The following is a 24,338-nucleotide window of genomic DNA, read 5'->3' on the forward strand; positions in this document are numbered from 1 at the left end:
GCGCAAGCCGCTTACCCCCCTCTGCCCTGCCGGGCATCTCCCCCTCAAGGGGGGGAGATCGGCTGGGCGCGCTTTCACCGCTTCATCCTTAACCATCGAGATGGGCGAGACCTTGCCGCAGATCGATCTCCCCCCTTGAGGGGGAGATGCCCGGCAGGGCAGAGGGGGGTGCCCGCGCACTCCAACCTCCGCCCCAAAACCCAAAGGGAAAACAACAATAATGGCCCTCTGCAATTACTTGCCGGACATGCTCTGCAAGTTCCCCGCCATCGACAATTCAACCATGCGTGTGGCACGCAAGACCATCGATGACGGCTTTCGCGATCTCGTGCGCAATTACGGCGATGCAATCGACGTCGTCGTGCATCCGCTGCAACTCTTCCTCAATTCCTCGGAGCGGCTGTTTATTCAGACGCCGTGGATCATCACCATGCTCGTCATTCTTGCCATTGTGCATTTCGCCGGTCGCAGCATCAAGATCACCGCCGGTACTGCGGCGTCGCTGCTGATGATCGGCGCAGTGGGACTGTGGCGCGACGCGATGACAACGCTGTCCATCGTCGCCATCGCCACCCTGATCGCCATCGTCATCGGCCTGCCGCTCGGCATCCTGATGGGACGCTCGGAACGCCTTCAGCGCCTCATCAACCCCGTGCTGGACGTGATGCAGACCATGCCGAGCTTCGTTTATCTCATCCCCGTGGTGGTGATATTCGGCATCGGCAAGGTTCCGGGCCTGATCGCAGTGGTGATCTACGCCATTCCGCCCGTCATCCGCCTGACCAGCCTCGGCATTCGCCTGGTGGACCGGGAGGTGCTGGAAGCGGCGGACGCCTTCGGCTCCTCCAACCGCCAGAAGCTGTTCAATGTGCAGCTGCCGCTGGCGTTGCCCACCATTATGACCGGCATCAACCAGACGATCATGATGGCGCTCGCCATGGTCGTCGTCGCCTCCATGGTCGGTGTCGGCGGGCTCGGCAAGAACGTGCTGCAGGCCATCAACAACCAGTTCTTCACGGTAGGCTTCCTGAATGGTTTCGCTCTGGTCGCCATCGCCATCATGTTCGACCGGGCGAGCCAGGCTTTCGGCAAACGCCTGCAGAAATACCGCGAGGTCTCCCATGGCTAAAAGCATCGAAATCCGCAACCTTTACAAGATCTTCGGCAAGCATCCCGAGAAATATCTCGAAGCGGTGCGATCCGGCATGGACAAGGTCGAGCTGAACGACAAACACAACCACGTACTCGGCCTCAACAACATCAACATCACTATGCCGGGCGGCAAGATCACCGTCGTGATGGGACTTTCCGGCTCCGGCAAGTCGACGCTGATCCGCCACATCAACCGGCTGATCGACCCGACCGCCGGTGAGGTGCTTTACGATGGCGAGGATATCTGCGGCATGAGCGTTTCGGCGCTCAGGCAATTCCGCCGCCACAAAACGGCGATGGTGTTCCAGAAATTCGGCCTCCTGCCGCATCGTACCGTGCTGGAAAACAGCGTCTACGGGCTCGACATTCAGGGCGTGCCGCGCAGCAAGAGCGAGGAAAAGGGCCGTTACTGGCTGGAGCGCGTCGGCCTTGCCGGTTACGAGGATTATTATCCGAACCAGTTGTCCGGCGGTATGCAGCAGCGTGTCGGCCTTGCCCGCGCCCTTGCCAACGATGCTGATATTCTCCTGATGGACGAAGCCTATTCGGCGCTCGATCCGCTGATCCGCGTCGACATGCAGACCATGCTGCTCGATCTGCAACAGGAGTTGAAGAAGACCGTGGTGTTCATCACCCACGATCTCGACGAAGCTTTGCGGCTCGGCGACCATATCGCCATCCTGAAAGACGGCGAAGTGGTGCAGCAGGGCGACGGACAGAGCATCATCCTCTCCCCGGCGGATGGTTACGTCACCGACTTCGTACGCGACGTCAATCGCGGCCGCGTGCTGCAGGCGACCACGGTGATGGAGCCGCTGGAAAGCAAGCCGGAAGGCATGTCCGTGCCTGAGAACGCGACGCTGGAAACAATCGCCCGCGACATGTCCGAAGCCAACGAGACGACAGCCCATGTGGTGGACGAAGACGGCAAACCGGTCGGCAGCATCGGCCTCGATACGCTGGTGGCTGCGATGGTGACGCCCGCGCCGCAGGACGCGGTGGCGACGGGTGAGGTGGAGGTGAAGCCGGAGACGGCGCGGCAGGCGATAGCGCCTGCGGAAAAGAAGACGGCGTGAACCGGTTCGTCCCGTTTCTCAGGCTCTAAAACTCTCCGTCGTCATCCTCGCCCTTGAGGCGAGGATCCATGACCCAAGGTTGGTTGAGTGAAAAAATGGATCCTCGCCTCAAGGGCGAGGATGACGCGGAATGTGAGGTGACCTACCGGCATCAATGCCGTCCTGCCCTCGCCTTCTGCGCAAACGACTGCAATCTCTTTGCACAACCGCCCTCCATGCAAAAACGAAGCACTACTTCGCCGGCTGTCAACCCTCGGCGATCGCTGCAACGCAGCAAGCGCAAGCTTCGGACAAGTCGCCGCCGTTAACCATTCGTTAACTTTTGAACGCGGAATCATCGACATGCAGATCGAAAGCAATATTGGCGGATATAATTATCAGGGTCGCATCCGCGACATCGAAAAAGCTGGCAGCGCGCAAAGCGCGCCGGAAGAGCAGGCCGTGAAACGCGGCCCCGGCAACCCCACCGTTTCCAGCACCATTCTTTCCCAGTCGCTGGCCAATGTTCTGTGGGCCGTGGGCAATGGCAGCGCGCCCGCTTATCAGGAGACGGTCGCGGCCTCCGCCGAAGACACGGCGGAAGCGCAGGCTGAATGGGTGCGCAGCGCCTATTCGGAATATACCGAATAGCGATTCCAATCAGGCAGTTGCCGGGCTGACCTCCACCGTCACATGCGACAGTTCATGTATGGCGGCAAGTTTCTGCTTATAAAAGGATGGCGCTTTCGGCGCCCGCGAATGGATCGCCACAATGGCCGCATGGTGGCCGGGGCCAACCTGCCAGACATGCAGGTCGGTGATGCGATCTTCTTCCGTTTCCACGGTTTCACGGATTTCCTGCGGCAGGTCGTCCGTCAGCGGCACCGCATCGACAAGCGTCGTTGCCGTGGAGCGAATGAGCCCCCATGACCAGCGGGCGATGACCAGACCACCGACGATACCCATCAACGGGTCGAGAAAGTTCCAGCCGTTCCACTTGCCGAGCAGCAGCGCGACGATGGCAAGGACCGAGGTCAGCGCATCCGCCAGCACATGCAGATAGGCGGCGCGCAGATTATTGTCCCGCCCGCCCTTTGCACCGTGCTCCGCATGCGAACCGTGATCGTGATGGGCATGCGAACCGTGGGCATGACCATGCCCGTGTCCATGCCCATGATCGTGGTGATGGTCATCCTTCAACAGCACGGCGCTGATGAGATTGACCGCAAGACCGATGACCGCGACGAGAATCGCCTGGTTGAAATCGATCTCGACGGGGCTGACGAGGCGCAGGCCGCTTTCAACCGCGATAAGCAGCGCCACCACGGCGAGCACGACGGCGCTGGCGAAACCGGCGAGATCGCCGAACTTGCCGGTGCCGAAGCTGAAGCGCGGATTGCGCGCCTCGCGCCTTGCATAGAGATAAGCGAGCGCCGAAATCAGCATCGCGCCCGCATGGGTGGACATATGCCATCCGTCAGCCGTCAGCGCCATGGAGCCAAACCAGTGGCCGGCGACGATCTCCGCCACCATCATGACGGTGGTCAATGCGATGACCATCCAGACGCGCCTCTCATTGCGCTCATGATTCTGACCAAGATAAATATGGTGATGCTCCGCCGTGGCGAAAGGCTCGGAAGTCGTCGTCATGTCGCTCAATCCTCTCTCGACTCTACCGGCGCTTCTGAGCTCTGCCGGCTTTCTTCATTCCGCTGGCCTGCGTTGACCTACCGGATGTAGGTCTTCAGCACCTGGGCCAGCTCTTCCGCCGCCCGCGCCCGCTCGTCTTCATTTTCGGCATGCACGACATGTTCGTGCAGATGCTCCTGCATCACCTCCCCCGTCAGGCCTGAAAGCGCGCCGCGCACCGAAGCCAGCAATTGCAGCACCTCGCCGCAGGGCTTGGCGTCATCCAGAGCGCGCTCCACCGCTTCCATCTGCCCTTTCAGGCGGCGGATGCGGGCGAGAAGCTTCTCCTTGTTACGGATCGTATGGGACATGGGCACCTCATATACTATAGGGGGGTATAGTATATTGCGGTTATTTTTTGCACAAGGTGCGCAGGACGCAATCTTCGGGAATGTTTCGGACCTTAAAAATGCTCCATCAGAACTAGGGGACTCACAGTCATGACGACTATCGCAGCAACCAGCAGTATCAATTTTGCCTCTCCGGTCCGCGGCATCGCGCCTGCGCACAACCGGGAGAGCCAGTCCACCACCGAGGCTTTGCAGGAGCTGACACGCGCGGCCCATCGCGCCATTTCGGTGGCAGGCAATGTCGCCACCGCCGTCGCTCCGCTTGCCGGTGCCTCAGCCAGCCTGGCTGCTGCTCTCTGGAACATGGACAGCGGCGCTTCCACCTCCAACGGTGTCAACGCTGATATGGCCGCTTCCGCCCAGCCGGATATGGCGAGCCTCGAATCGCAGATCCTGAAGGCACTGGCCCATGCTCTTGGCGTCAACGACGCCGCTTGAGGCCATTGAACCGGGCGCGAAAAAGCCATATCTCTAGAGACTGGAGATATGGAGAAGACCATGCTGTCCATCGGTGAACTGTCGAAACGTACCGGCGTCAAGGTGCCGACGATCCGCTATTACGAGCAGATGGGCCTCATCCGCGAGGCGGATCGCTCGGAGGGCAACCAGCGCCGTTACGAAAAATCCGACCTCGAAAGGTTGACCTTCATCCGCCACGCGCGCGATCTCGGCCTCAACATCGATGCCATTCGAGAACTCATCGCGCTCAGCCAGCACCGGGAAATGCCCTGCGAAGGCGCTGATCGCATCGCCGCCGAGCATCTTGCCCATGTGCGCGAGAAGATCGCCAGCCTGAAGAAGCTGGAACACGAGCTGGAACGCATCGTCTCCCATTGCCACGGCCATTCAATTGAGGATTGCTACGTCATCCGCGCGCTTTCCAACCACGGCATGTGCGAGGGCGAGCATTGAGCCGAAAACCGGGCTTGACAGATGACGGATTCGGGCGCATTGCATGTTTCATGATCAACGAACGCGCACCCATCTCCTGCTCGTATTTTTGGGCCTTCCTTTAAGGGCGGCTCGACAGATCATTTTGTCAACAAGCCGCCGTCAGGCGGCTTTGTTGTTTTCAAACGTCCTGACGGCACCGATAAGACCAAAGGACCGAAAAAATGACCGAAGATAGTTCCCTCACACTGGAAAGACCGCCCGTCGTCATCATTCGCGGCGCGCGCAAAACCGATCTGCCCGAACTCAATGAGATGATCACGCTGCTTGCCTCCTACCACGGCGATGCGGCGGCGATCACGCCGGCGAAGCTTGAGCGCGACCTATTCGGCGCCCTGCCCTGGGTGCATGGTCTTGTCGCCGAAGCCGATGGCGCGCTGATCGGTTACGCCCTGCTTCTGCCGCTCTACAGGGCGCAGGAAGGCCGGCGTGGGCTTGAGCTGCATCATCTCTTCGTGCGTGACGGCCATCGCGGCCATGGCACCGGCCAGCATCTGGTGTCCCGCGCGCGCGATATCGCCAAGCGTCTCGGCTGCGACTATCTTTCCGTCAGCGCCACGACCGGCAATGTGGCCGCGCATCGTTTCTACGAAAACATGGATTTCGCGCCAAGGCCGGTCACCGGCATGCGCTACATGCAGTCCATCGCCTGATTTCAACCCACGGAGACGCTCATGACACGGATCGCCATTGCGCTCGCTGAGGATTTTGCGGACTGGGAGCCTGCGCTGCTTGCTGCTGCAGCACGCAGCTATCTCGGCGTCGAAATCGTCTATGCCACGCCCGATGGCCGGCCGGTAACCTCCATGGGAGGGCTGAATGTGATGCCTGATGTGTCCTATGACGCGCTTGATCCCGCTGGCATCGATGCGCTCGTCATTCCCGGCGGTCTCAGCTGGGAAAAGGGCACGGCTGTCGATCTTGGCGGGCTGGTGCACCGGTTTCGTGACAGGGACCGTCTGGTTGCCGGCATCTGCGCGGCGGCGAGCGCGTTGGGCGGCACGGGCGTTCTGAACGACGTCAGCCATACCGGCAATTCGCTGGCATCCCACAAGGCCTATGCCGTCTATAGCGGCGAGGCGCTTTACCGCGACCAGCCGAAAGCGGTTAGCGATGGCGGCATCGTCACCGCCGCCGGCAGCGCGCCGGTGAGTTTCGCCGTGGAAATCCTGAAACACCTCGGCCTCTTTGGTCCGGAAGCCGAGGCGGAACTTCAGGTTTTTGCGGCGGAGCATCGCTGAGGCGCGCGCTGATTTTGTCGGTCAGGTAAGCTCCCCTACCCTCATTCCTGTGCTTGTCACAGGAATCCAGCCAGACCAAGTCCTTGGGCTGAAAGGGCTATTCCCGTCGCGCAGACGCGCGTCGACTGGATTCCTGTGACAAGCACAGGAATGAGGGTAGCGCGAAATACGAAAGTCTTTGCGTTATCACGCATCACCCGTGATCAAGCACCCGGCACACACGTGCCGCAAACTCCGGACCCTCCCCGGCAATCGCCCGGCGAATGTCGCGGCTGTTCAAATGCAGGCTGCGGCCAGCGGGCAATCCTGCACGTTGTATCTTGGAAAGCGCCGCGGATACGAAAGCAGCCTCATGCTGATTGAAAAAGGCGAGAGCCGCCTCTCCTGCCGGGCTTGGCCCCAGCACGGCCTTGAAGGCAAGGCGGTGCACGGCGCAGAAAGCGCCGTGGCCGGGAACGGCAAAACGCAGCGCATCGAGCTCCTCACTCCATTCCGCTGCGTCCCGCATGGTTTCAAGCCTCTTGGAAGCGCTTCAGGAAAAACGCGCTCAATGTTCCGAGCAAAGCCCAGAAGACGAAGCTGGTCACGGTGGCGGCGACGATGAACTGACGTTCCAGCGGCAGCGGCGCCAGCGCATGTTCGCCTTCCGGCGGCAGGGGCGCGCCCACCACATGCGGTGCGACGATCAACACCAGCGCCAGAGCGATGGCCCAGGGTTCGCGCCGAAACGCGATCAGGGCGATGCCGCCGGCAGTTGCGGCAACGGTTGCGAGCCACCAGATCTGCCGGGCCTCAAGGGCTGCGGCCGGGCTACCCGGCAGTTCCGGCGGCAGGCCGATCATCGGTGCGAGCATGACGGCCGCAAAACCGGCGACACCCCAGAGAAGGCCTTCACGCCAGCCGGTATTGGTGCCGCGCAGCGACATGAGGCCAGTCAGCACCAGCGCGTAACCGATGGCGGTCAGCACATTGGCAGCGACAGTGTAAGCCGTGCGCTCAAAACCATCGGCCGGAGCCCAGGCCTCTTCATTGTGCTCATGGGCGGGAGCCGCAACGCCAGGCGCCGGCGCATCATGACTGTGCGGCGCTTCGCCGGCGCTTTCAAAGGTTTCCGCCTGAAGGATGAGCGGCGTGGTGCCGACAGCCTGCATGGCCGAGACAGCGAAGCCACCAACAATGCCGACGAGCACGGCGGTAAAGACGATATTTCGGAAAAACGACATGCTACTTCCCCTCAATGGCAGGGGAAGGCATTGGCATGACGCGTGTCGTGCGCTGCATTGTGAACGGCTTCCACACGCGAAAAGCCGACAAAACCGACGACGAACAGACCAAGCACGATCGCGGTGAGCGACTGCGCGAAGCTGGCTGATTTTGCAGACGCGGCCGCGTTGGCCGTATTCTGGTTAATGGACATGGTGACCCCTCTCCGGCGCGACCCCGCGCCTTTGGACGCGGCCGGACGGCAAAGGGCCGTCGAACCGCTATGATACACTTCACCACGGGGATACGAGACTGACACAGGGAGGCGTCGATCCCGCCACCCTGAAATTCCGCTCTTCCGGACACCCCGCCGGCATGGATATTTCCGTGATGGCAGGTCTCCTGGCTTACGGGTCAAAACCTGAAACACCTTCCCGGCATCGCCCTCGCCTTGAATGGGGACGAGATGTTGCCAGTGGCATTTCGTTTCAGGCTCTCCGCTCACAGTTGCGGGGGCAGCCACGAATGAGGATTTCTCCCTATCGTGTTCCCTTTTCACCTTCCGGAACGCCCGGAAGGAACCATCACAGGATTGTTATCCGATGGGCGGGCCTGGGAGTCAATGGGCGCACACGTCCCCGGGGGCGCTCTACCGCGCCGGTATGGCCTTCAGATAGGCAGAAATCGCATCGCGGTCTTCGGCCGTCAGATGCGCCATATTCTGCTGCACCTTGACCATCGAGCCGCCGACGCTGTCGAATTCCGGGGTGAAGCCGGTTTCCAGATAGCTGGCGATATCCGCTTTGGCCCAGCTGCCGATGCTTTGCGAGCCGGGGGTAATGTCGGGAATACGGCCCTCGCCTTCCGGATTGGGGCCGCCGGCCAGCCACTTGTCTTTCAGAAAACCGCCAAGCGCGTTGCGCGGCGTGTGGCATTCGCCGCAGTGGCCCGGCCCTTCCACCAGATATTGGCCGCGCAGCAATTCGGCATTGGCATCGGCAAGCTCGACGCGGGGCCGCGCCGAGGGGTCGAAATAAAGGAATTTCCAGCCGCCCAGCACCATGCGAAGGTTGAAGGGGAACGGCAGGTCATGATCCGGCGCATCGTTCTGGCTGGCCGGCAGGGCTTTCAGATAACCGAAGAGATCGTTGACGTCCTTCTGCGTCATACGGGCATAGGAGGCATAGGGAAAGGACGGGTAGAGATGTTCGCCGTTCCTGCCCACACCGCGCGTCATCGCATCGCCGAATTCCGCCAGCGTCCAGCCGCCGATGCCATGCTGCGGATCAGAGGAAATATTGGGGACATGGAAGGTGCCGAAGGGGCTTTTCAGCGCCTGCCCGCCCGAAAGCGTCAACAGCGCCTCGCCCTTCGCGTCGGGTGCTGCATGACAGCTTGCGCAGCCGCCCGCCCAGAACAGCGTTTCGCCATTGGCCAGATCCGGTTCGCCCAGGCTCACCCAATGGCTCGGCGCCTGCCGCTGCGGCGCGGTAACCCAGGCGAAGATGCCGTAGCCCGCAATGGCCGCGACGACGGCCCCGCCGACGAGTTTCGTCCAGATGGAGGACATGCCCCTCTCCCCATTCTCACCTGATCCGGTCAGATGTCTTTCGTGCCTTGAGAAAACGCCGCCGGGAAGCGGCGTTTTCAAAGTGCTGCGACTACTTCTTCAGACGATAGGTCTGGTGGCATGCGCCGCAATCGGCGCCGAGCGTCTTCATGGCGGTGGCGACGCCGGCCTGATCGGTGGGGAGATTGGCGAGAACCATGTCCGCATCCGTGCCGAGCTTGGCGGCCTTGGCCTTGAAGTCGTCGAAGTTTTCCCAGATGGCGGGAGCAGCCGCGCTGCCGGTCTCTGAGCCCACGGGGAACTGGTCCGGGAAAGCCTTGGCATTGGCGCCGATGGTGGTTACGGCAGTCTTGACGGTATCGGCGTCAAAGGGCTTTTCACCCTTGGAGATGGCGGCAAGCGAACCCATCGCCCCACCGATCTGCTTCATCATGCCTTCACGTTTTTCGACTTCGCCGGCAGCGTAGACCGCTCCGGCGCAAAGACAGCCGAACAACATGGCCGCCGTGATGGTTTTCAGTTTCATGCAACTCTCCTTGATTCCGGCCGGGACACCGGGCGCTAGATGGAACGGCGCGAGGATGCCCTTTCCGGATGGCGAAAAGAAGTCACATTGCGGTGAATTCCATCGTGAAAACAGAAGCCTAAGACAGGGCCTCCCACAATGTCAGCAGCGCTGCGGCAATCAGCATGAAACCGGCGGCGCGGCCGATGAAGATCGTGGCGGCGGGCGAAGAAACCAGCCATGCCCGGCTTTTATCCGCCGTCAGCGCCAGCGCGCCATAGACCGTGAACTGCGTGACCGCCACCATCGCGCCCATCACCAGCCCCTGCATCCAGATCGGGCCATAGGCCGGCTTGAGGAATTGCGGATAGATCGCCATCATGAACAGATAGGCTTTCGGATTGGAAAGGCAGGTCAGCACCGCCCGCCAGAAGGCCTTTCTGACCGAAGCGCTCGCCTGCGCTTCATCCCCGTTCACGACAATCGCGCTGCGCATCAGGCCGATGCCGATCCAGATCATATAGGCGGCGCCGAAAACCAGAAGCGGCAGGAACAGCGACGGCATCCAGGCGGCCAACATGCCGACGCCCAGGGCGCCGTAAAGCGAATGCACGATGCCGCCGGCGCTCATGCCGCTTGCAGCGGAAAGGCCGGTTCTCTTGCCGCCCGTCAGCGCGCTTGCCAGCACGAACAGCATATCCATGCCCGGCAGGATGATGATGCCGAACAGGACCAGAAAGAAAAGCCAGAGATTTTCGGCGTAACTCATGTCAGTATCTCCCAAAACGGTTCACGACACATTCGGGAAATCCCATGTTTCTCAATGTGTTTTTTCGTTTATAGGAAAAGCCAACTGACAGCGTTGTGTCAGTTGCGTGGGGAAATCCACCGGGAAAACGGCAATGCGCAAGGCGTCGAGACTGTTCGAGATCATCCAGATCCTGCGGGTGGCGCGCAGGCCTGTCACCGCGCAGACGATTGCCGAGGCGCTGGAGGTGACGGTGCGCTCGGTTTATCGCGACATAGCAGCGCTTCAGACCATGCGCGTGCCCATCGAAGGGGAACGCGGCGTCGGTTACATCCTGCGTCCCGGCTTTAACCTGCCGCCGCTGATGTTTTCCATCGAAGAGACGGAGGCGATCGTGCTGGCGCTTGCCATGGTGGCGCGCACCGGCGATAGCGAGTTGCGGCAGGCGGCAAGGCAGGTCAGCGACAAGATCGCCGCATCCCTGCCCGAACCCCTGTCGAAAACCCTCTCCGCCAATGCCCTCCACGCCTGGGGCAGCATCGCGCCCTCCCCCGCCGGCGTCGATCTTGCGACGGTCCGGCGGGCGGTGCGCGACGAGGAGAAGCTGGAGATCACCTATCGCGATGAAGCCGGCGCGGAGACGCAGCGGTGGGTTCGGCCGATTGCGGTGATCTATTATTCGGAGACGGTGAATATCGTCGCCTGGTGCGAATTGCGGCAGGCGATCCGCAATTTCCGCTCGGACCGGGTGCTGAGCTGCGAAACGACCGGCAGCTTCTTCAAGCTGGAAGGAGAAAAGCTGCGGCAATTGTGGATGAGCGGCTGGCAGAGCAACCAGTTGGGAAACAGAATTTAGTGCAGCGCGCAGCCCTTGTTATGTGTCGGAACACCCCTCCCCGCCCTCATTCCTGTGCTTGTCACAGGAATCCAGTCGACGCGCGTCTGCGCGGCGAGAGGACTCTTTTCAGCCCAAGGACTTGGGCTGGCTGGATTCCTGTGACGCGCACAGGAATGAGGGCGGGGGGCGTCTGGCCTCAAAGCACGGCAGCGTTCTGCTGCAAATACTCCAGCAGGCGATCCTCCTCCCGCCCAAAACCGCGAATGACGATTCGGTCAGCAAAGACATCGGCGATGGCGAAGGTGTTCTGGTCGGGCGTATCGACCATGCCCTTGAAATTCACGAAGTGGGTATTGCCCAACAGGCCGTAATTGCCCTCGTGATTATGGCCATTGAACCACGCGACAACCGATGGGTGGGAGCCGAGAAGTTCTAGAATGCGCGGCGCGTCCCACATGTTGTGGGCGTTTTCGGGATAGACAGGATAGTGGCAGAGGATGACCACTTTTTCGCCCGCCGCATCCGCCTTTTGCAGAACGGCCCGCAGCCATTCGAACTGTTCATCGCTGAGCGAGGCGTTCCAGTCCTGCGCATTGATTGCACCGGCATCCGCCAGGCGCTTCAGCCGGTCTGCTGCAAGCGTCCGACGCAGATCGCCGGGCGGCGGGGCGAACAGGCTGACCTCATTGCCGTCAAGCACGACGAAACGGATGTCGCCGATGGAAAAATCATGCCAGGGGGCGGACATGCCGAGGCGGGCGTGGATAGCCGGCAAATGCTCGGCGGCGACGGCGAAATCGTGATTGCCCGGCAGCAGCACCGAGCGGTGGCGAAGCCCGTCGTAAACAGCAAGGATCGCATCGAAGTTTTCGAAGCCGCGATCGATGATATCGCCGAGCGTCACCACGAAGGCCAGCTCCTCGCGGTTGAAGGCGTCGATCGCGTCTGCGAGCTTTTTCGGGCTCTCGGCGTAATAACGACCCATCTCGGGGCGCGGAGCGGCATCGGCATATTGGGGATCGGCGACAATGCCGAAGGAGAAGAGAGGCGTGATTTTTTCAGTCATGATGCGCCGCGATAAACCCGGCGGATGACAGGCTTGTGACAGCGGACGACATCCCAAAAGCAGAACACCCGGCACAGAGGCCGGGTGTTCGAAAATTCCGTTCCGCAAGCCTTACTTGGCGGCGGCTTCGTAACGCTCCAGGACGTAGTCCCAGTTGATGAGGCTGTCGACGAAGGCTTCGAGGTACTTCGGACGCAGGTTGCGGTAGTCGATGTAGTAGGAATGTTCCCAGACGTCGACGCCGAGGATCGGCTCTGCACCGTGAACCAGCGGGTTTTCGCCGTTCGGGGTCTTGGAAATTTCAAGCTTGCCGTTCTTGACGGAGAGCCATGCCCAGCCGGAGCCGAACTGCGTCGTGCCGGCAGCGATGAAATCGGCCTTGAACTTGTCGTAACCGCCGAGATCGGACGCAATCGCCTGCTCGAGCTTGCCCGGCAGCTTGTTGCCGCCGCCGCCCTTCTTCATCCACTTCCAGAAATGGACGTGGTTGTAATGCTGCGCGGCGTTGTTGAAGAGACCGGCATTGGTGCCAAAGGACTTCTTCACGACTTCTTCGAGCGACAGGTCGGAAAGACCTGCTTCAGCCGCCAGCTTGTTGCCGTTGTCGACGTAAGCCTTGTGGTGCTTGTCGTGATGGAACTCGAGCGTCTCGCGCGACATGTAGGGTGCAAGCGCGTCGTAGTCGTAAGGGAGTTCGGGAAGTTCGAAGGCCATGGTTTTTACTCCTTTTTGCAGCGGGTTACCGCTCCTAGAAACCGTGTGAGCGGACCATAGGAGCGAAGCTCCATTTGGGCAACCTGTGAAATATCAAAATGTTCCGCCAAAGGAGAAAATTCCTCTCGCGCCGGCAGCCACCATATTTGTTTCACAACCCCGGCGTACCGTTTTTCACCCTATCGGTTCGCTTTTGCCGAGATTGCAGGAAGGAAATTCCATGACCCGTCCCAACTCGCGCTCCTTGATCCGCTCCATCCTCCTCTTCACCGCCCTGTCATCGCTGGCACTCCCTGCCGCCGCATCCTCGGACGATGCCTGGAAAGAATTCGTCGCGGATGTGCAGACGGCCTGCATTGCCAGCGCCAGCGACATGATCGAGGACGCCAAGGCGGTGGTCGATCCCGTCGGCAGCGAGAATTACGGCCTCGCCATCCTGACCGGCAAGGCCAAACTCACCGGGAAGAGTGGGGGCGCGGATGCGACCGTTAGCCATATCTGCGTCTACGACAAGAAGACCAAGGCCGTGGAGCTGGGCAGCGAGCTTTCCGGCGACACGCTGAAGGTGGAAATCCCCGGCTCCACCAAGCCCTGATCGTTCAAAGGCGCGGCGTGGTGTCACCCTCGCCCAGCGCACGCTGCATCAGCACCGTATCCAGCCATTGGCCATGTTTCCAACCAATGGATTTGAAGGTGCCGACATACTCGAAACCGGCGGCGCGGTGCACGCCGATCGAGGCGGCGTTGGCGCTGTCGCCGATCACGGCGATCATCTGCCGGAAGCCGCGCGCGGTCGCCGCCTCTATCAACGCATCGAGCAGCTTGCGGCCAATGCCCATGCCCTTCATGGCCGGATCGATATAAACGGAATTCTCCACCGCCGCGCCATAGGCCGGGCGGGGGCGATAAGCGCCGGCATAGGCATATCCGGCTATCTTTCCATCGCATTCGGCGACGATATAGGGGTAATTGCCCTCCACCAGAAGGCGGCGGCGCTCGGCCATCGTCTCCACGCTTGGCGGATCGATCTCGAAGCTCGCGCGGCCGTGCAGCACGGCGTCCCGGTAAATTTCGGCAATGGCTGGAATATCCGCCTCTTCGCAGGGGCGGATCGTAATGCTGGAAACGGTGGAAAGGGTCATTCTCTTGTCCTGCGGATCATTCACGCCGTCATTGTGCATTGCGGCGCAGCCAAAATAAAGATTATCTATCTTATACAAACGATAAGGTTTTCTTTGATGATGGACCTCGACCTGCGGCAGCTGCGCAGCTTCATGGATGTGGCCGATCTCGGCAGTTTTTCCGCCGCCGCCGACAAGGCGGAGCTGACTCAGCCGGCCATCAGCCTGCATATAAGGCTGCTTGAAAAGCAGCTCGGCGTGCGGGCGATCAAGAAGCTCGCAGGCGCGGGCCTCGGGCTTGCCATCGTGCCGCGCATGGCGATGGAGCATGAAGGTGCGGCGTCCGGGCTCGAATGGCGCTCACTCGAACCGCCGCTTGAAAGGCGGATCGCGCTGGCGATGCGACGCGACAAGCACATGACTGCGCCGCTTCGGGCGCTTGTCGCGGCGTTGCCGGATGTGCGGAAACGGTGAGGCCCGCGCCATTTGATGACGCGGACCTCGCTTGCAAAACTCAAAACTCCGTCCACTCATCCCCCTTCACGGCCAGCGCCGCATTGCCGCGTGCAGCAACGGGGCGAGCCTTCCGCGCCGGTGCGACCGATGCGGCGGGCGCGTGGGCCGGGCTTGCGGCGCGCTGCATATGCCGTGCCGTTTCCCGCAGTGCCGAGGCCTGCTGGCCGAGCTGGAATTGCGCAAGCAAGGCGTGGAGATTGGCGCATTCCTGCGCAAGACCGGCGCCGGCCGCATTCATTTCCTCGACCATGGCGGCATTTTGCTGCGTGGCCTGATCCATGTGGTTGACGGCCGTATTGACCTCGGAAAGGCCGGCCGACTGTTCCTGTGCTGCGGTCGCGATGGCGTCCATATGGCTGTTGACGGAAAGCACCAGCTGCTCGATCTCGGAAAGCCCGACGCCGGTATCGGCCACCAGCTTCACGCCTTCACCCACCGCAACGGCTGACGCGGTGATGAGCTGCTTGATTTCCTTGGCGGCGTTGGCGGAGCGCTGCGCCAGCTCGCGCACTTCCTGTGCGACGACGGCAAAGCCCTTGCCCGCATCACCCGCCCTTGCCGCCTCGACGCCGGCATTCAGCGCCAAAAGGTTGGTCTGGAAGGCGATTTCGTCGATGACGCCGATGATCTGGCCGATCTGGCGCGAGGAATGTTCGATGCGCTCCATGGCGGCGACGGCATCGCGCACCACCTTGCCGGAAAGATCGGCCTTTGTCCTTGCCTCACGCACCGTGTCTCGCGCGTCGCTCGCCCGTTTGGAGGTGGCGGAAACATTGGCGGTGATCTCTTCCAGCGCAGCGGCGGTTTCTTCGAGAGAAGCGGCCTGCTGCTCGGTGCGGCGGGAAAGATCGTCGGAGGCCGACGACACCTCGTGTGCGCCGCCATTCACCGTCTGTACGGACTGGCCGACGCTGCTGAGCGCCTCGCGCAGCTGGTGCACGGAACTGTTGAAATCGTGCCGCAGCGCCTCGAATTGCGGGGCGAAGGGTGTGGCAATCTCGCAGACCATATCACCGGAGGCAAGCCGGCGAAGACCGCCGGCCAGCGAACCGGTCGCCTGATTGAGCCGCTCTTCGGCCTCCGCCTCCGCACGCTGCTGCAGTTCGGCCCGGTCGCGTTCGGCCTGCTCCCGGTTGGCGACGGCGTCCGCTTCCAGCTGCCTGTTACGGACGGCCGCCTCGCGGAAGATTTCCACGGCGCGGGCCATCTCGCCGATCTCGTCACCGCGTTTTGCGCCGGGCACATCGATGGTCAGATTGCCGGTGGACAATTCCATCATCGCCTTTGTCAGGCGGCTGATGGGACGGGTGACGCGGCCGACGATGACGGCAAGGCAGAGAATGCAGACGCCAAGTGTGAGGATGAACGCGGCGAGATAGATCATCGCGCCGATAAAGGCGTCCTGTCTGGCCTTTTCGGCATTGGCATTGAGAACATCCATCGCTTCGGAGGCGATTTTCGCAACCGTATCGAGGCTTTCGGTGACCGTATTGCGCCATGTATCGATGGTGAAGGTTGGCGTGCGGCCATTGTTCAGATCGTCGATCAGCTTTGCGCGCTGCGTGACGAAATCACCCTTGAAATAGGTTCTGTCGGCAACGGCATAGGTATCTTTCAGTGCCTTCGGCGTTGATTCATGCGCGACAAGGTCTCCGGTGGCTTTCCAGGCAAAGGCCGCGCCGGCATCGAAATTGCCAAGCTGCTGGGTTTCCTGCGGGGTCAGCGGCCGCTGCTGGGCCACGACCGCATTGATGACAACGGTGGCGCTGCCGCCGAGCGCTCGCGCCGACCAGCCATAGGACCGTAACTGGATGAGGCCGGTCAGGCTCTGGTCCAGCGAACGAACCTCACCTTCCACCGCCGTCGAGCCCGCTTCTAGCGCCGTCAGGAAATCCTGGCCGAGCGCCAGCACGGTCTTGTCCAGCCCGTTTTCACGACGGTCGAGCGGCAGGGTCACGTTGGCGTCAACCTTTTTGCGCAGCTCCAGGAATTGCGTGTAGATATCCTTCACGCGGGCAAGCGGGGCCTTGAGGCCAGCCTGATCGAGCGCGGCGGACTGTTCGAGAAAGGCGCCCATGGCGGCATCCACCTTCTGGCGCGACGCCTGCACGCTGGCGATGGTATTGGCCGTCTTCGCCGGGTCGACCGTCAGCGCCGAGGCACTGTTGCCGCGTTCACTGCGAAAGTTCAGCAAGGCGTTGAAAAGCAGCCTGTCCAGTGAAACGAGCTGCGCCACCTCCGAAAAGCTGCGGGCACGCTGCACGGACTGCAACATGCCGTTGCCCACGAAGCCCGCCAGCGCGATGCCGACGAGCAAAAAAAATCCCACAAGTATATTACGTATGCTGAAAGACATTTGGCGGCCCCCATTAGCCCGGATCGGTAATGCCGCAAGCTAGCGTGTGGTCCTCTAAAATTGGATTAAATTCCCCTGAATTTTTATGGGAAATAATGCTGTTCAAAATAAAAGGCCGCGGCAGGGATGAGCCCGCCGCGGCCTTTTGAAACTATGGGGTTTACCCGGCCTTAAACATCCGCGCCGAGACGCGCCCAGTCCATGTAGAGATCGAGCGCCTTGCGGGCGACGGGGCCTGCCTGCAATTCGCGATCATCGAGCTTCACGACGGGCGAAACCTTGGAATAATTGCCGGAGCAGAAGATTTCATCGGCTTTGCGGAAATCCTCGACCGAAAGCGTCGCTTCGCGCACGTCGAAACCGGCCTGGCGCAGAAGGCCGATCACGCGCGAACGGGTGATGCCGGCAAGGAAGGTGCGGTTGGGAACCGGGGTAAGGACGACGCCGTCCTTGACCATGAAGATATTGGCCGAGGCGGATTCGGCGACATTGCCGTTCATGTCGCGCATCAGGGCATTGTCGAAACCGCGCGAGCGTGCTTCCAGAATGGCGCGGCCGCTATTGGGATAAAGGCTGCCGGCCTTGGCGTCGGTCATGGCGGTTTCCGGCGAAGGGCGGCGCAGCGGCGAAACGGTGAGCGTCAGCGGCTTGCCGGCGTCCATCGGCGCTTCGAAAAGGCAGAGCGCAAACCGGGTGGAACCGGCATCGGGCGCCACGACGCTGCCAGGCATGCCGTGTTCGGCCCAGTACATCGGCTTGATATAGATCGCCGTCTTGCCGTCGAATTTCTTGACGCCTTCCAGCGCCAGGGACGCGATCTCCTCGGCCGTCATGGTCGGCTTCATGCCCATATTGACGGCGGAGCGATTGACGCGCTGGCAGTGCAGATCGAGATCGGGCGCCACGCCATCGAACCAGCGGGCGCCGTCGAATACCGTGGAGGCCAGCCACATGGCATGCGAGGTCGGGCCGATCAGCGGCGGATTGCCGGGCAGCCATTGACCGTCAACATAGGTCCAGGTGGTTGATCGGGGTGCGGTATCGACGCTCATAATGGTCTCCTGTCTCAAGCGTTTTCGTTCGGTAAAACGCTCCGTCTTTTTTTCTGATGCATTGCCGGATGAAGAACGCTGCGCGCGCTCAACGGGGCATGTGCTGGAAATCGGCCGGAGTGAATGCCTCTCCCCTGACGAGGTCAAGTTTTAATTGCAGTGATTTCTGATTTTGATGGAAAATAACAAAGCGACGGCCCTGCAGGTACGTTTTATAAGGTGAAACAAAAGCTTGATGAATGAATTCATCACCATAATTCATTGATCGGATGATGGCGGGGCAATTCGGCCCATGCGATGCTGAGGATCTGACGGCAGTCTGCAGGAGAAAAATAATGGTATGGTCCGCACAGCAATATCTGAAATTCGAAGACGAGCGGACGCGTCCCGCGCGGGATCTTCTGGCGCAGGTGCCGCTGGAGCGGGTGCTGAACGGCTATGACCTCGGCTGCGGCCCCGGCAATTCCACCGAGCTTCTCACCGACCGTTACGGCGTCAATGTCATTACCGGCATCGACAGCGATGACGACATGCTGGAAAAGGCGGCGGACCGGCTGCCCACCACCAGTTTCGGAAAGGCCGATCTTGCCACGTGGAAGCCGGCGCAGAAGGCAGACCTGCTTTACGCCAATGCCGTGTTCCAATGGGTGCCGGATCATCTCGCCGTTCTTTCGCAACTGATGGACCAACTGGAAAGCGGCGGCGTTCTGGCCGTGCAAATGCCTGACAACCTGCAGGAGCCGACGCATCGTGCCATGGAGGAGACTGGAGCGAACGGTTCGTGGAAGGACACGTTCGCAGATGGCGGGCTGCGCCGCAAACCCCTGCCCGCGCCTTCGGATTATTTCGATGTGCTGACACCGAAATCCGCGCGGGTGGATGTGTGGCACACCATCTATAATCATCCGATGAAGGATGCGGAAAGCATCGTCGAATGGGTCAAGGGCACGGGACTACGCCCCTATCTCACCGCCGTCGGCGAGGAAAACCGCGAAGCCTTCCTCGCCGATTACACGCGGCGCATCACGGCGGCCTATCCGCCGATGGCGGACGGCCGTTTGCTCCTGCGCTTTCCACGGCTTTTTGTGGTGGCGGTGAAGAAGTAGGGCATCAGACGCGACGTGGGATTGTCGCACGCGGACGCCTCCCCACCGCCCTCATTCCTGTGACAGGCACAGGAATCCAGCCAGCCCAAGCCCATGGGCTGAAAGGACTTTTCTCGCCGCGCAGACGCGCGCCGACTGGATCCCTGTGACAAGCACAGGGATGAGGAGAGCGTGGAATCCAACCGGCCTAAACACCAGTGTTTAACCAGCAAAGGCATAGATCCGGAGGCGGTGGCTGTCCGGGTCGGCGGCCGTGAAGGTGTAGCCGAATTCCATTTTCGCGGGCTGCTGCAGCATGGCAATACCTCTTGCCTTCCAATCTGCAAAAATCTCGTCCACCCGCATATTGTTTTCAACGCGGAAGGCAAGCTCGCCGCCGCCACCCGTGACGGATGCCTTCGGCTCCACGGTGTGCCGAGACCAGAGGCCGAGCTTCATGCCGTTGGCAAGCACGAAGAGCGAGAATGTCGGCGAGGCTTCGACCGGCTCCGCCCCCAGCAGGGCCTTGTAAAATTCGGTGCTGGCCGGCGGGTTGTCGACGTAAAGGATGGTGAAATCAGGGTGGGTCATGGCTGTTCTCCTGTGTTGCGGATGAACGGTTTCTAGACCCCGCTGCTGTCAGTTTTTGTCAGCATGATGCCGCCGCCGCTGTTTTTCCCGTTCGCGCCATTCTTTCAGCAGCGCCTGGCGGCGGCGCGGATAACGGCTGTCGAGGGGACGGAAATCTTCGATGCGGTCGGCCCGGAAATTGCGGTAGTCCTGCCGTGTCTCGCACCAGCCCAGCACCACCCGCACCAGATCAAAAAAAGCAAGCGCGAAAGGCCAGATCACCCGTTCCGTCACGTCTCCCTTTTCATCGCGATAGGTCATGGCGACCCTGCTTTCCTTACGGATCGTATCGCGAATGGCCGCCAGATCGACATGGATGGCGGCAAGGCCCTGCCCCGGACCGACAAGCAGGGTGGAATGATCGAGTTCCTCGCGCAGCGCATCGGGCAGGACGGCGCCGATCTTGACGAGAGCGGCGCGGGCGGCCTGCGCCAATCCCGCATCGGCGCGACCCGCCACCCAGCGCGAGCCGAGTACCAGCGCCTCGATCTCCTGCTGCGAAAACATCAGCGGTGGCAACAGGAAACCGGGACGCAGCACATAACCCACGCCCGCCTCGCCCTCGATATCCGCGCCCTGCGCCTGAAGCGTCGCTATATCGCGGTAGAGCGTGCGCAGGCTGACGCCGGTTTGCGCGGCAAGGGCCGCGCCGCTGACCGGCAAGCGGTGGCAGCGCAGGATCTGCAACAGATCGAGAAGCCGTTGTGAGCGTGACACGCTAGATTTCCTTCCATCCGCATCGTCGGATCATGCCGGAAGCCATCCCGGCGATAGACGCGTAACGCCGCGCGCCGCCGGGTGCAACCGTGCAAAAAACAGTTTGCGCGACCGGCTGCTCTGCGCCCGGCGGATTGCATGTTGATATGATCGCGCCGCCGGGTTGAAACCAACCACGCGGACACCAGTTAATAAAAGACGGCTTCCCCATCGGCCGCTTCGGCTGGCCATGTTTTCAGCAAACAGGAGAGACACCCATGTACGACGTCAGCGCGAATGGCGCGAATATTCCCGCCCTCGGTTTCGGCACCTTCCGCATTCCGGAAGACGATGTCAGGCGCATTCTGCCGGAAGCGATGAAACTTGGCTTCCGCCATATCGATACCGCGCAGATTTACAAGAACGAAGGCGCCGTCGGCGAGGTCATCGCGCAATCGGGCATTTCCCGGCATGATATCTTTCTGACCACCAAGGTCTGGGTGGACCGCTTCCGCCACGACGATTTTCTCGCTTCCGTCGATGAAAGCCTTGTGAAGCTGAAGACCGACTATGTCGATCTGCTGCTCTTGCACTGGCCGAAGAGCGATGTGCCGCTTGCTGAGCGCATGGGCGCGCTGAACGCGGTGCGCAAGGCCGGCAAGGCGCGCAATATCGGCATTTCCAACTTCAACGTGGCGCTGACCGAAGAGGCGGTGAAACTGTCCGACACGCCGCTTGCCACCAACCAGGTCGAATATCACCCCTATCTCGACCAGACGAAGGTGATTTCGGCGGCGCGCAAGCACGGAATGTCGGTGACGGCCTATTATCTGATGGCCGACGGCAAGGTGCCGAACGATCCCGTGCTGAAGGATATCGGCGCAAAACACGGCAAGACCGCCGCGCAGGTGACCCTGCGCTGGGCGGTGCAGCAGCCGGATATCGTGGCGCTTTCCAAGACGGCGACCGAAAGCCGCCTGAAGGAGAACTTCGACATCTTCGATTTTGCGCTGACGGAAGAGGAAATGCGGGCGATCCACGCGCTTGCAAAGCCGAATGGCCGTATCGTCAATCCCGGCCACCTCGCACCCGATTGGGACGACTGAGGCGGCCTCCCCTCCGCTCTGGTCTCATCGTTCGGTCAAGGCCAGCTTCGCACCCAGCGCCACGAAAGCGGCCGCGAAGCTGCGCCGCAGCCAGGCGAGGACCGCCGGGCGCGACACCACCTGCCGCCGGACCGAGGCGGCGAAACAGCCATAAAGCGCAAAGACCAGAAACGTCATGGCCATGAAGATCAGCCCGAGATCTATCATGCGCCATGTCGGCAAAGCCTCATCCGGCGCGATGAACTGCGGTAGAAAGGCGAAAAAGAAGATCGACAATTTCGGGTTCAGCAAATTGATGAGAATCGCCTCGCCGATGATGCGGGCGGCCTTCCGGGGTTCTCTGGTATCGTCGATCTTCAGCGCACCCTCCTCCCGCAGCGTGTTCCACGCCATGTAGAGAAGATAGGCGACCCCCAGATATTTGACGACGCCGAAGACGAGCGCGCTGGTGTGCAGGATGGCGGCAAGGCCGGTGATGGCGGCGAGCAGATGCGGCACGATGCCAAGCGTGCAACCAAAGGCCGCGACGACGCTCGCCCTCGCCCCCTGCGAAAGACCGGCGGCGAGCGTGTAGACCACGCCGGTTCCGGGAGAGGCAGCGACAATGAAGGATGTGATGAGGAATTCGGGTGTCATGGTGCGGGTATGTCCTGTGGGTGGAGGACAGGAGCATGATGATGCGTGGGGTGGGTGTCTTGGATGAAATTGCGGCATTGGTGCTCGGAGGTCGGTGCCAAAGTGGGAGGCTATGGTGTCGGCCTAGTCCGGTTCCGTCCGGTTCCGTTCATTCCAGCTCACTCCACTCCCCTCATTCCTGTGCTTGTCACAGGAATCCAGTTGGCGCGCGTCTGCGCGGCGGGAAGAGTCCTTTCAGCCCAAGGACTTGGGCTAGCTAGATTCCTGTGACAAGCACAGGAATGAGGGTGGAGAGGTGCGTCCCGCGCTCCCCCGGATCCCAAGGCTGCCGCATAAGGCTATTCCCCATTTGCGCTAACATCCTTACGAAAGCGCCGCCCGGTAAACCGCCGGCGTCACCCCGAATTGCCGCACGAAAAACCGGTTCAGATGGCTCTGGTCGACAAAACCGGCGATGAAGGCCGCTTCGGCGGGCGGGGTGCCTTTAGCCAGCGCATGGCGCGCCATATGGATGCGCCGCTGGAGAAGATAACTGTGCGGCGTCAGCCCCGTGGCCCTGGCGAAAGCGCGCAGGAAGCGGAACCGGCTCATGCCGGCCTCTGCGGCGAGATCGGCAAGGCGGAACGGCCGGGAGGGATCGTCATCAATGCGGCTTTTCGCGCGCCTTATATTCTCGGGTGCGGCAATTTCGGGCGGCTTGGCCGGGGTCTCCATCGCACCCGCCAGAAGCGCCAGCAGGGTCTCGTCACTATCGAGGGTTTCGCCCGGCCGTTCTCTTGCCGTCATGGCTGCAAAGACCTCATTGAACCGCTTCGCCAGCGGCCTGATATCGACGGGATAGGCGAATTCGAACGAACCTCGATCCTTCTCGCCGATATCGGCAACGGCGTCGCGGACGATATCGATGTCGAGATAGAGCATCCGCCAGGCGCGGCCGCCCTCCCCGAGCGGAATGCCGTCATGTATTTCGCCCGGATTGACGGTGATGAGATGGCCGGCGCCCGCTTCCACCATGCCACGGCCGGAGAGCGATTTCTGCGCGCCGCGATGGATGAGACCGATGCCGAACTGATCATGCATGTGGCGCGGAAAGGAACGGTCGCTATCCGCCGCCACGGCGACGACGCCGGGCAGACTGGTTTTCGGCATCAGGAACCGGCCTTGGGCCATGAATGCGCGCGCTCCACAGATAAGAGCGCGACGCTATCACAGGATGTCCAGTCGCGACAGATGCTGCCCTTTACGGATGCATATGGTTGATCATGGCGAAGACCTGATCGAAATTGCCGTTCTGCGCGGCAAAACGCAAAGGCTTGCAGCGTTCCACCACCACTTCCTTCTGATCCGGGCGATTTTCAAGAATATCCATCACCTCGGAGATGAAAGCGTCGAGCGGCATGGCCCTTTCGTCGCTCGCCTGCCCCTCGCCCATCAACGTCGTCTGCACATAGGGCGGCACGATTTCGATGACCTCTACCGGCGTTTCCTTCAGCTGCTCGCGCAGCGCGACCGAATAGGCGTGGATGGCCGATTTGGTGGCGCTGTAAGTGGGGGTCAGCACCATGGGCACGAAAGCGAGGCCGGAAGAGACCGTCAGAACCGTGGCGGAAGGCTGTTTCAGGAAATGCGGCAGAAGCGCCGCGGTCAGGCGAATGGGCGCCAGAAGATTGGTGGCGATGGTTTCTTCCGCCGTGTCGAGATAATCCGGTGCTGCGGCGATGTCTTCCGGCCGCATGATGCCGGCATTGTTGATGACGGCGTTGAGGGTCGGATGGGCCTTCACCAGAGCTTCGGCAAACGCGCGGATGCCTGTGGCGTCCGTCGCGTCCATCACCATCGAAGCCATGCCGGGATTGGCGGCCGTCACCTCGTCGAGCACGGCCTTGCGGCGGCCGGAAATGATGACCCGGTTGCCGGCCTTGTGAAACGCTTCCGCCAGCGCGCGGCCGATGCCGGAACCGCCACCGGTGATGAGAATGGTGTTATCAGCGATTTTCATTGCAACATCCTTTGCTTGTTGGCTGAAAGGAAGTTAGCTATGATGCTCTCTAATCGAAA

The 24,338-nt window shown here is 61.2% G+C and carries 30 protein-coding genes and 1 riboswitch; of the genes, 12 read left to right on the top strand and 18 right to left on the bottom strand.

The window, feature by feature from the left end; translation table 11 throughout:
• Positions 1–220 precede the first annotated feature (220 nt).
• The 3 genes from AGR1_RS09115 to AGR1_RS09125 all read left to right on the top strand — a co-directional run bounded on the left by AGR1_RS09115 (position 221) and on the right by AGR1_RS09125 (position 2,858).
• Positions 221–1,129 carry a proline/glycine betaine ABC transporter permease gene (locus tag AGR1_RS09115; RefSeq protein WP_077982719.1) on the top strand — a complete coding sequence of 303 codons (909 nt, stop codon included), beginning with the start codon at positions 221–223 and terminating at the stop codon, positions 1,127–1,129.
• Entirely contained in the window at positions 1,122–2,228 is a 1,107-nt protein-coding gene (locus AGR1_RS09120; RefSeq protein ID WP_149146731.1) for a glycine betaine/L-proline ABC transporter ATP-binding protein, read from the top strand. Before AGR1_RS09115 ends, AGR1_RS09120 begins: the two co-directional genes overlap by 8 nt.
• A gap of 342 nt (positions 2,229–2,570) precedes the next feature.
• Positions 2,571–2,858: a hypothetical protein gene (locus AGR1_RS09125; RefSeq protein ID WP_077982721.1), complete on the top strand. Its 288-nt coding sequence runs from the start codon at positions 2,571–2,573 to the stop codon at positions 2,856–2,858.
• 9 nt (positions 2,859–2,867) lie between these two features.
• On the opposite strand, the gene dmeF is transcribed toward AGR1_RS09125, so the two are convergent.
• Both dmeF and dmeR read right to left on the bottom strand, forming a co-directional pair.
• Positions 2,868–3,857 carry a CDF family Co(II)/Ni(II) efflux transporter DmeF gene (gene dmeF, locus AGR1_RS09130; RefSeq protein ID WP_149146732.1) on the bottom strand — a complete coding sequence of 330 codons (990 nt, stop codon included), beginning with the start codon at positions 3,855–3,857 and terminating at the stop codon, positions 2,868–2,870.
• A 77-nt stretch (positions 3,858–3,934) separates the two neighbouring features.
• Positions 3,935–4,207 (bottom strand): Ni(II)/Co(II)-sensing transcriptional repressor DmeR, encoded by a 273-nt coding sequence (gene dmeR / locus AGR1_RS09135; RefSeq protein WP_003509296.1) that lies wholly within the window; start codon positions 4,205–4,207, stop codon positions 3,935–3,937.
• Positions 4,208–4,336: 129 nt separating this feature from the next.
• Here dmeR and AGR1_RS29565 point away from each other — a divergent pair, with 129 nt between their 5' ends.
• From AGR1_RS29565 to AGR1_RS09155, 4 genes are all read left to right on the top strand, one after another.
• Entirely contained in the window at positions 4,337–4,684 is a 348-nt protein-coding gene (locus tag AGR1_RS29565; RefSeq protein ID WP_187772094.1) for a hypothetical protein, read from the top strand.
• Positions 4,685–4,744: 60 nt separating this feature from the next.
• On the top strand, positions 4,745–5,158 hold the full coding sequence (locus tag AGR1_RS09145; RefSeq protein WP_149146733.1) for a helix-turn-helix domain-containing protein: 414 nt from the start codon (positions 4,745–4,747) through the stop codon (positions 5,156–5,158).
• Between the two features lie 203 nt (positions 5,159–5,361).
• Complete coding sequence (locus AGR1_RS09150; RefSeq protein WP_077982725.1) at positions 5,362–5,850, top strand: GNAT family N-acetyltransferase; 489 nt, start codon at positions 5,362–5,364, stop codon at positions 5,848–5,850.
• Positions 5,851–5,871: 21 nt separating this feature from the next.
• A complete protein-coding gene (locus AGR1_RS09155) occupies positions 5,872–6,438 on the top strand; it encodes a type 1 glutamine amidotransferase family protein (protein ID WP_080791141.1) in 567 nt (188 codons plus the stop codon).
• A gap of 193 nt (positions 6,439–6,631) precedes the next feature.
• Here AGR1_RS09155 and AGR1_RS09165 read toward each other — a convergent pair whose 3' ends face one another.
• The 6 genes from AGR1_RS09165 to AGR1_RS09190 form a co-directional block, all read right to left on the bottom strand.
• Complete coding sequence (locus AGR1_RS09165) at positions 6,632–6,946, bottom strand: hypothetical protein (protein WP_149146734.1); 315 nt, start codon at positions 6,944–6,946, stop codon at positions 6,632–6,634.
• A gap of 4 nt (positions 6,947–6,950) precedes the next feature.
• On the bottom strand, positions 6,951–7,661 hold the full coding sequence (locus AGR1_RS09170) for a CbtA family protein (protein ID WP_080791144.1): 711 nt from the start codon (positions 7,659–7,661) through the stop codon (positions 6,951–6,953).
• Between the two features lie 11 nt (positions 7,662–7,672).
• Complete coding sequence (locus AGR1_RS09175; RefSeq protein WP_149146735.1) at positions 7,673–7,855, bottom strand: CbtB-domain containing protein; 183 nt, start codon at positions 7,853–7,855, stop codon at positions 7,673–7,675.
• Positions 7,856–8,015: 160 nt separating this feature from the next.
• A riboswitch (cobalamin riboswitch) is annotated at positions 8,016–8,242 on the bottom strand.
• A 48-nt stretch (positions 8,243–8,290) separates the two neighbouring features.
• Positions 8,291–9,211, bottom strand: coding sequence for a cytochrome c (locus AGR1_RS09180; protein ID WP_149146736.1), 921 nt, complete (start codon positions 9,209–9,211; stop codon positions 8,291–8,293).
• A 91-nt stretch (positions 9,212–9,302) separates the two neighbouring features.
• Entirely contained in the window at positions 9,303–9,737 is a 435-nt protein-coding gene (locus AGR1_RS09185; RefSeq protein ID WP_162520410.1) for a cytochrome c, read from the bottom strand.
• 118 nt (positions 9,738–9,855) lie between these two features.
• Positions 9,856–10,485 carry a LysE family translocator gene (locus tag AGR1_RS09190; RefSeq protein ID WP_003522261.1) on the bottom strand — a complete coding sequence of 210 codons (630 nt, stop codon included), beginning with the start codon at positions 10,483–10,485 and terminating at the stop codon, positions 9,856–9,858.
• Positions 10,486–10,618: 133 nt separating this feature from the next.
• On the opposite strand from AGR1_RS09190, the gene AGR1_RS09195 reads away from it, so the two are divergent.
• On the top strand, positions 10,619–11,320 hold the full coding sequence (locus AGR1_RS09195; RefSeq protein WP_149146737.1) for a YafY family protein: 702 nt from the start codon (positions 10,619–10,621) through the stop codon (positions 11,318–11,320).
• A 178-nt stretch (positions 11,321–11,498) separates the two neighbouring features.
• Here the strand turns inward: AGR1_RS09195 and AGR1_RS09200 are convergent, their stop codons facing one another.
• Both AGR1_RS09200 and AGR1_RS09205 read right to left on the bottom strand, forming a co-directional pair.
• Entirely contained in the window at positions 11,499–12,368 is an 870-nt protein-coding gene (locus tag AGR1_RS09200) for a metallophosphoesterase (protein ID WP_149146738.1), read from the bottom strand.
• 111 nt (positions 12,369–12,479) lie between these two features.
• Positions 12,480–13,082, bottom strand: a complete 603-nt coding sequence (locus AGR1_RS09205; protein WP_149146739.1) for a superoxide dismutase — start codon at positions 13,080–13,082, stop codon at positions 12,480–12,482.
• Between the two features lie 220 nt (positions 13,083–13,302).
• Between AGR1_RS09205 and AGR1_RS09210 the strand changes: the two genes are divergently transcribed.
• Positions 13,303–13,677 carry a hypothetical protein gene (locus AGR1_RS09210; protein WP_187772095.1) on the top strand — a complete coding sequence of 125 codons (375 nt, stop codon included), beginning with the start codon at positions 13,303–13,305 and terminating at the stop codon, positions 13,675–13,677.
• A gap of 4 nt (positions 13,678–13,681) precedes the next feature.
• Here the strand turns inward: AGR1_RS09210 and AGR1_RS09215 are convergent, their stop codons facing one another.
• Positions 13,682–14,224, bottom strand: coding sequence for a GNAT family N-acetyltransferase (locus tag AGR1_RS09215; RefSeq protein ID WP_149146741.1), 543 nt, complete (start codon positions 14,222–14,224; stop codon positions 13,682–13,684).
• 96 nt (positions 14,225–14,320) lie between these two features.
• Between AGR1_RS09215 and AGR1_RS09220 the strand changes: the two genes are divergently transcribed.
• Positions 14,321–14,677, top strand: a complete 357-nt coding sequence (locus tag AGR1_RS09220; RefSeq protein WP_149146742.1) for a LysR family transcriptional regulator — start codon at positions 14,321–14,323, stop codon at positions 14,675–14,677.
• A gap of 40 nt (positions 14,678–14,717) precedes the next feature.
• Here the strand turns inward: AGR1_RS09220 and AGR1_RS09225 are convergent, their stop codons facing one another.
• Positions 14,718–17,075, bottom strand: a complete 2,358-nt coding sequence (locus tag AGR1_RS09225) for a methyl-accepting chemotaxis protein (protein WP_149146743.1) — start codon at positions 17,073–17,075, stop codon at positions 14,718–14,720.
• 170 nt (positions 17,076–17,245) lie between these two features.
• On the bottom strand, positions 17,246–18,127 hold the full coding sequence (locus tag AGR1_RS09230) for a branched-chain amino acid aminotransferase (RefSeq protein ID WP_149146744.1): 882 nt from the start codon (positions 18,125–18,127) through the stop codon (positions 17,246–17,248).
• Between the two features lie 335 nt (positions 18,128–18,462).
• On the opposite strand from AGR1_RS09230, the gene tam reads away from it, so the two are divergent.
• Positions 18,463–19,233, top strand: a complete 771-nt coding sequence (tam, locus tag AGR1_RS09235) for a trans-aconitate 2-methyltransferase (protein ID WP_149146745.1) — start codon at positions 18,463–18,465, stop codon at positions 19,231–19,233.
• Between the two features lie 201 nt (positions 19,234–19,434).
• On the opposite strand, the gene AGR1_RS09245 is transcribed toward tam, so the two are convergent.
• Positions 19,435–19,803 carry a VOC family protein gene (locus AGR1_RS09245; RefSeq protein ID WP_149146746.1) on the bottom strand — a complete coding sequence of 123 codons (369 nt, stop codon included), beginning with the start codon at positions 19,801–19,803 and terminating at the stop codon, positions 19,435–19,437.
• Between the two features lie 48 nt (positions 19,804–19,851).
• A complete protein-coding gene (locus AGR1_RS09250) occupies positions 19,852–20,559 on the bottom strand; it encodes a YafY family protein (RefSeq protein WP_149146747.1) in 708 nt (235 codons plus the stop codon).
• A gap of 257 nt (positions 20,560–20,816) precedes the next feature.
• Between AGR1_RS09250 and AGR1_RS09255 the strand changes: the two genes are divergently transcribed.
• On the top strand, positions 20,817–21,644 hold the full coding sequence (locus AGR1_RS09255; protein WP_149146748.1) for an aldo/keto reductase: 828 nt from the start codon (positions 20,817–20,819) through the stop codon (positions 21,642–21,644).
• Between the two features lie 24 nt (positions 21,645–21,668).
• Here the strand turns inward: AGR1_RS09255 and AGR1_RS09260 are convergent, their stop codons facing one another.
• The 3 genes from AGR1_RS09260 to AGR1_RS09270 form a co-directional block, all read right to left on the bottom strand.
• The gene (locus tag AGR1_RS09260) at positions 21,669–22,280 is read right to left on the bottom strand and encodes a LysE family translocator (RefSeq protein ID WP_149146749.1); all 612 of its coding nucleotides are present in this window, start codon (positions 22,278–22,280) and stop codon (positions 21,669–21,671) included.
• 363 nt (positions 22,281–22,643) lie between these two features.
• Entirely contained in the window at positions 22,644–23,450 is an 807-nt protein-coding gene (locus tag AGR1_RS09265) for an AraC family transcriptional regulator (protein ID WP_149146750.1), read from the bottom strand.
• 70 nt (positions 23,451–23,520) lie between these two features.
• Positions 23,521–24,279, bottom strand: a complete 759-nt coding sequence (locus AGR1_RS09270; protein ID WP_149146751.1) for an SDR family oxidoreductase — start codon at positions 24,277–24,279, stop codon at positions 23,521–23,523.
• Between the last annotated feature and the right edge of the window lie 59 nt (positions 24,280–24,338).

Origin of the sequence: Agrobacterium sp. B1(2019) (genome assembly GCF_008274755.1) — a bacterium.
Taxonomy (GTDB): domain Bacteria; phylum Pseudomonadota; class Alphaproteobacteria; order Rhizobiales; family Rhizobiaceae; genus Agrobacterium; species Agrobacterium salinitolerans.

Bases quoted from the DNA above. Each gene is read 5' to 3' on its own strand.
- AGR1_RS09115 (WP_077982719.1), top strand. From the start codon at position 221: ATGGCCCTCTGCAATTACTTGCCGGACATGCTCTGCAAGTTCCCCGCC.
- AGR1_RS09120 (WP_149146731.1), top strand. From the start codon at position 1,122: ATGGCTAAAAGCATCGAAATCCGCAACCTTTACAAGATCTTCGGCAAG.
- AGR1_RS09125 (WP_077982721.1), top strand. From the start codon at position 2,571: ATGCAGATCGAAAGCAATATTGGCGGATATAATTATCAGGGTCGCATC.
- dmeF (WP_149146732.1), bottom strand. From the start codon at position 3,857: ATGACGACGACTTCCGAGCCTTTCGCCACGGCGGAGCATCACCATATT.
- dmeR (WP_003509296.1), bottom strand. From the start codon at position 4,207: ATGTCCCATACGATCCGTAACAAGGAGAAGCTTCTCGCCCGCATCCGC.
- AGR1_RS29565 (WP_187772094.1), top strand. From the start codon at position 4,337: ATGACGACTATCGCAGCAACCAGCAGTATCAATTTTGCCTCTCCGGTC.
- AGR1_RS09145 (WP_149146733.1), top strand. From the start codon at position 4,745: ATGCTGTCCATCGGTGAACTGTCGAAACGTACCGGCGTCAAGGTGCCG.
- AGR1_RS09150 (WP_077982725.1), top strand. From the start codon at position 5,362: ATGACCGAAGATAGTTCCCTCACACTGGAAAGACCGCCCGTCGTCATC.
- AGR1_RS09155 (WP_080791141.1), top strand. From the start codon at position 5,872: ATGACACGGATCGCCATTGCGCTCGCTGAGGATTTTGCGGACTGGGAG.
- AGR1_RS09165 (WP_149146734.1), bottom strand. From the start codon at position 6,946: ATGCGGGACGCAGCGGAATGGAGTGAGGAGCTCGATGCGCTGCGTTTT.
- AGR1_RS09170 (WP_080791144.1), bottom strand. From the start codon at position 7,661: ATGTCGTTTTTCCGAAATATCGTCTTTACCGCCGTGCTCGTCGGCATT.
- AGR1_RS09175 (WP_149146735.1), bottom strand. From the start codon at position 7,855: ATGTCCATTAACCAGAATACGGCCAACGCGGCCGCGTCTGCAAAATCA.
- AGR1_RS09180 (WP_149146736.1), bottom strand. From the start codon at position 9,211: ATGTCCTCCATCTGGACGAAACTCGTCGGCGGGGCCGTCGTCGCGGCC.
- AGR1_RS09185 (WP_162520410.1), bottom strand. From the start codon at position 9,737: ATGAAACTGAAAACCATCACGGCGGCCATGTTGTTCGGCTGTCTTTGC.
- AGR1_RS09190 (WP_003522261.1), bottom strand. From the start codon at position 10,485: ATGAGTTACGCCGAAAATCTCTGGCTTTTCTTTCTGGTCCTGTTCGGC.
- AGR1_RS09195 (WP_149146737.1), top strand. From the start codon at position 10,619: ATGCGCAAGGCGTCGAGACTGTTCGAGATCATCCAGATCCTGCGGGTG.
- AGR1_RS09200 (WP_149146738.1), bottom strand. From the start codon at position 12,368: ATGACTGAAAAAATCACGCCTCTCTTCTCCTTCGGCATTGTCGCCGAT.
- AGR1_RS09205 (WP_149146739.1), bottom strand. From the start codon at position 13,082: ATGGCCTTCGAACTTCCCGAACTCCCTTACGACTACGACGCGCTTGCA.
- AGR1_RS09210 (WP_187772095.1), top strand. From the start codon at position 13,303: ATGACCCGTCCCAACTCGCGCTCCTTGATCCGCTCCATCCTCCTCTTC.
- AGR1_RS09215 (WP_149146741.1), bottom strand. From the start codon at position 14,224: ATGACCCTTTCCACCGTTTCCAGCATTACGATCCGCCCCTGCGAAGAG.
- AGR1_RS09220 (WP_149146742.1), top strand. From the start codon at position 14,321: ATGATGGACCTCGACCTGCGGCAGCTGCGCAGCTTCATGGATGTGGCC.
- AGR1_RS09225 (WP_149146743.1), bottom strand. From the start codon at position 17,075: ATGTCTTTCAGCATACGTAATATACTTGTGGGATTTTTTTTGCTCGTC.
- AGR1_RS09230 (WP_149146744.1), bottom strand. From the start codon at position 18,127: ATGAGCGTCGATACCGCACCCCGATCAACCACCTGGACCTATGTTGAC.
- tam (WP_149146745.1), top strand. From the start codon at position 18,463: ATGGTATGGTCCGCACAGCAATATCTGAAATTCGAAGACGAGCGGACG.
- AGR1_RS09245 (WP_149146746.1), bottom strand. From the start codon at position 19,803: ATGACCCACCCTGATTTCACCATCCTTTACGTCGACAACCCGCCGGCC.
- AGR1_RS09255 (WP_149146748.1), top strand. From the start codon at position 20,817: ATGTACGACGTCAGCGCGAATGGCGCGAATATTCCCGCCCTCGGTTTC.
- AGR1_RS09260 (WP_149146749.1), bottom strand. From the start codon at position 22,280: ATGACACCCGAATTCCTCATCACATCCTTCATTGTCGCTGCCTCTCCC.
- AGR1_RS09265 (WP_149146750.1), bottom strand. From the start codon at position 23,450: ATGGCCCAAGGCCGGTTCCTGATGCCGAAAACCAGTCTGCCCGGCGTC.
- AGR1_RS09270 (WP_149146751.1), bottom strand. From the start codon at position 24,279: ATGAAAATCGCTGATAACACCATTCTCATCACCGGTGGCGGTTCCGGC.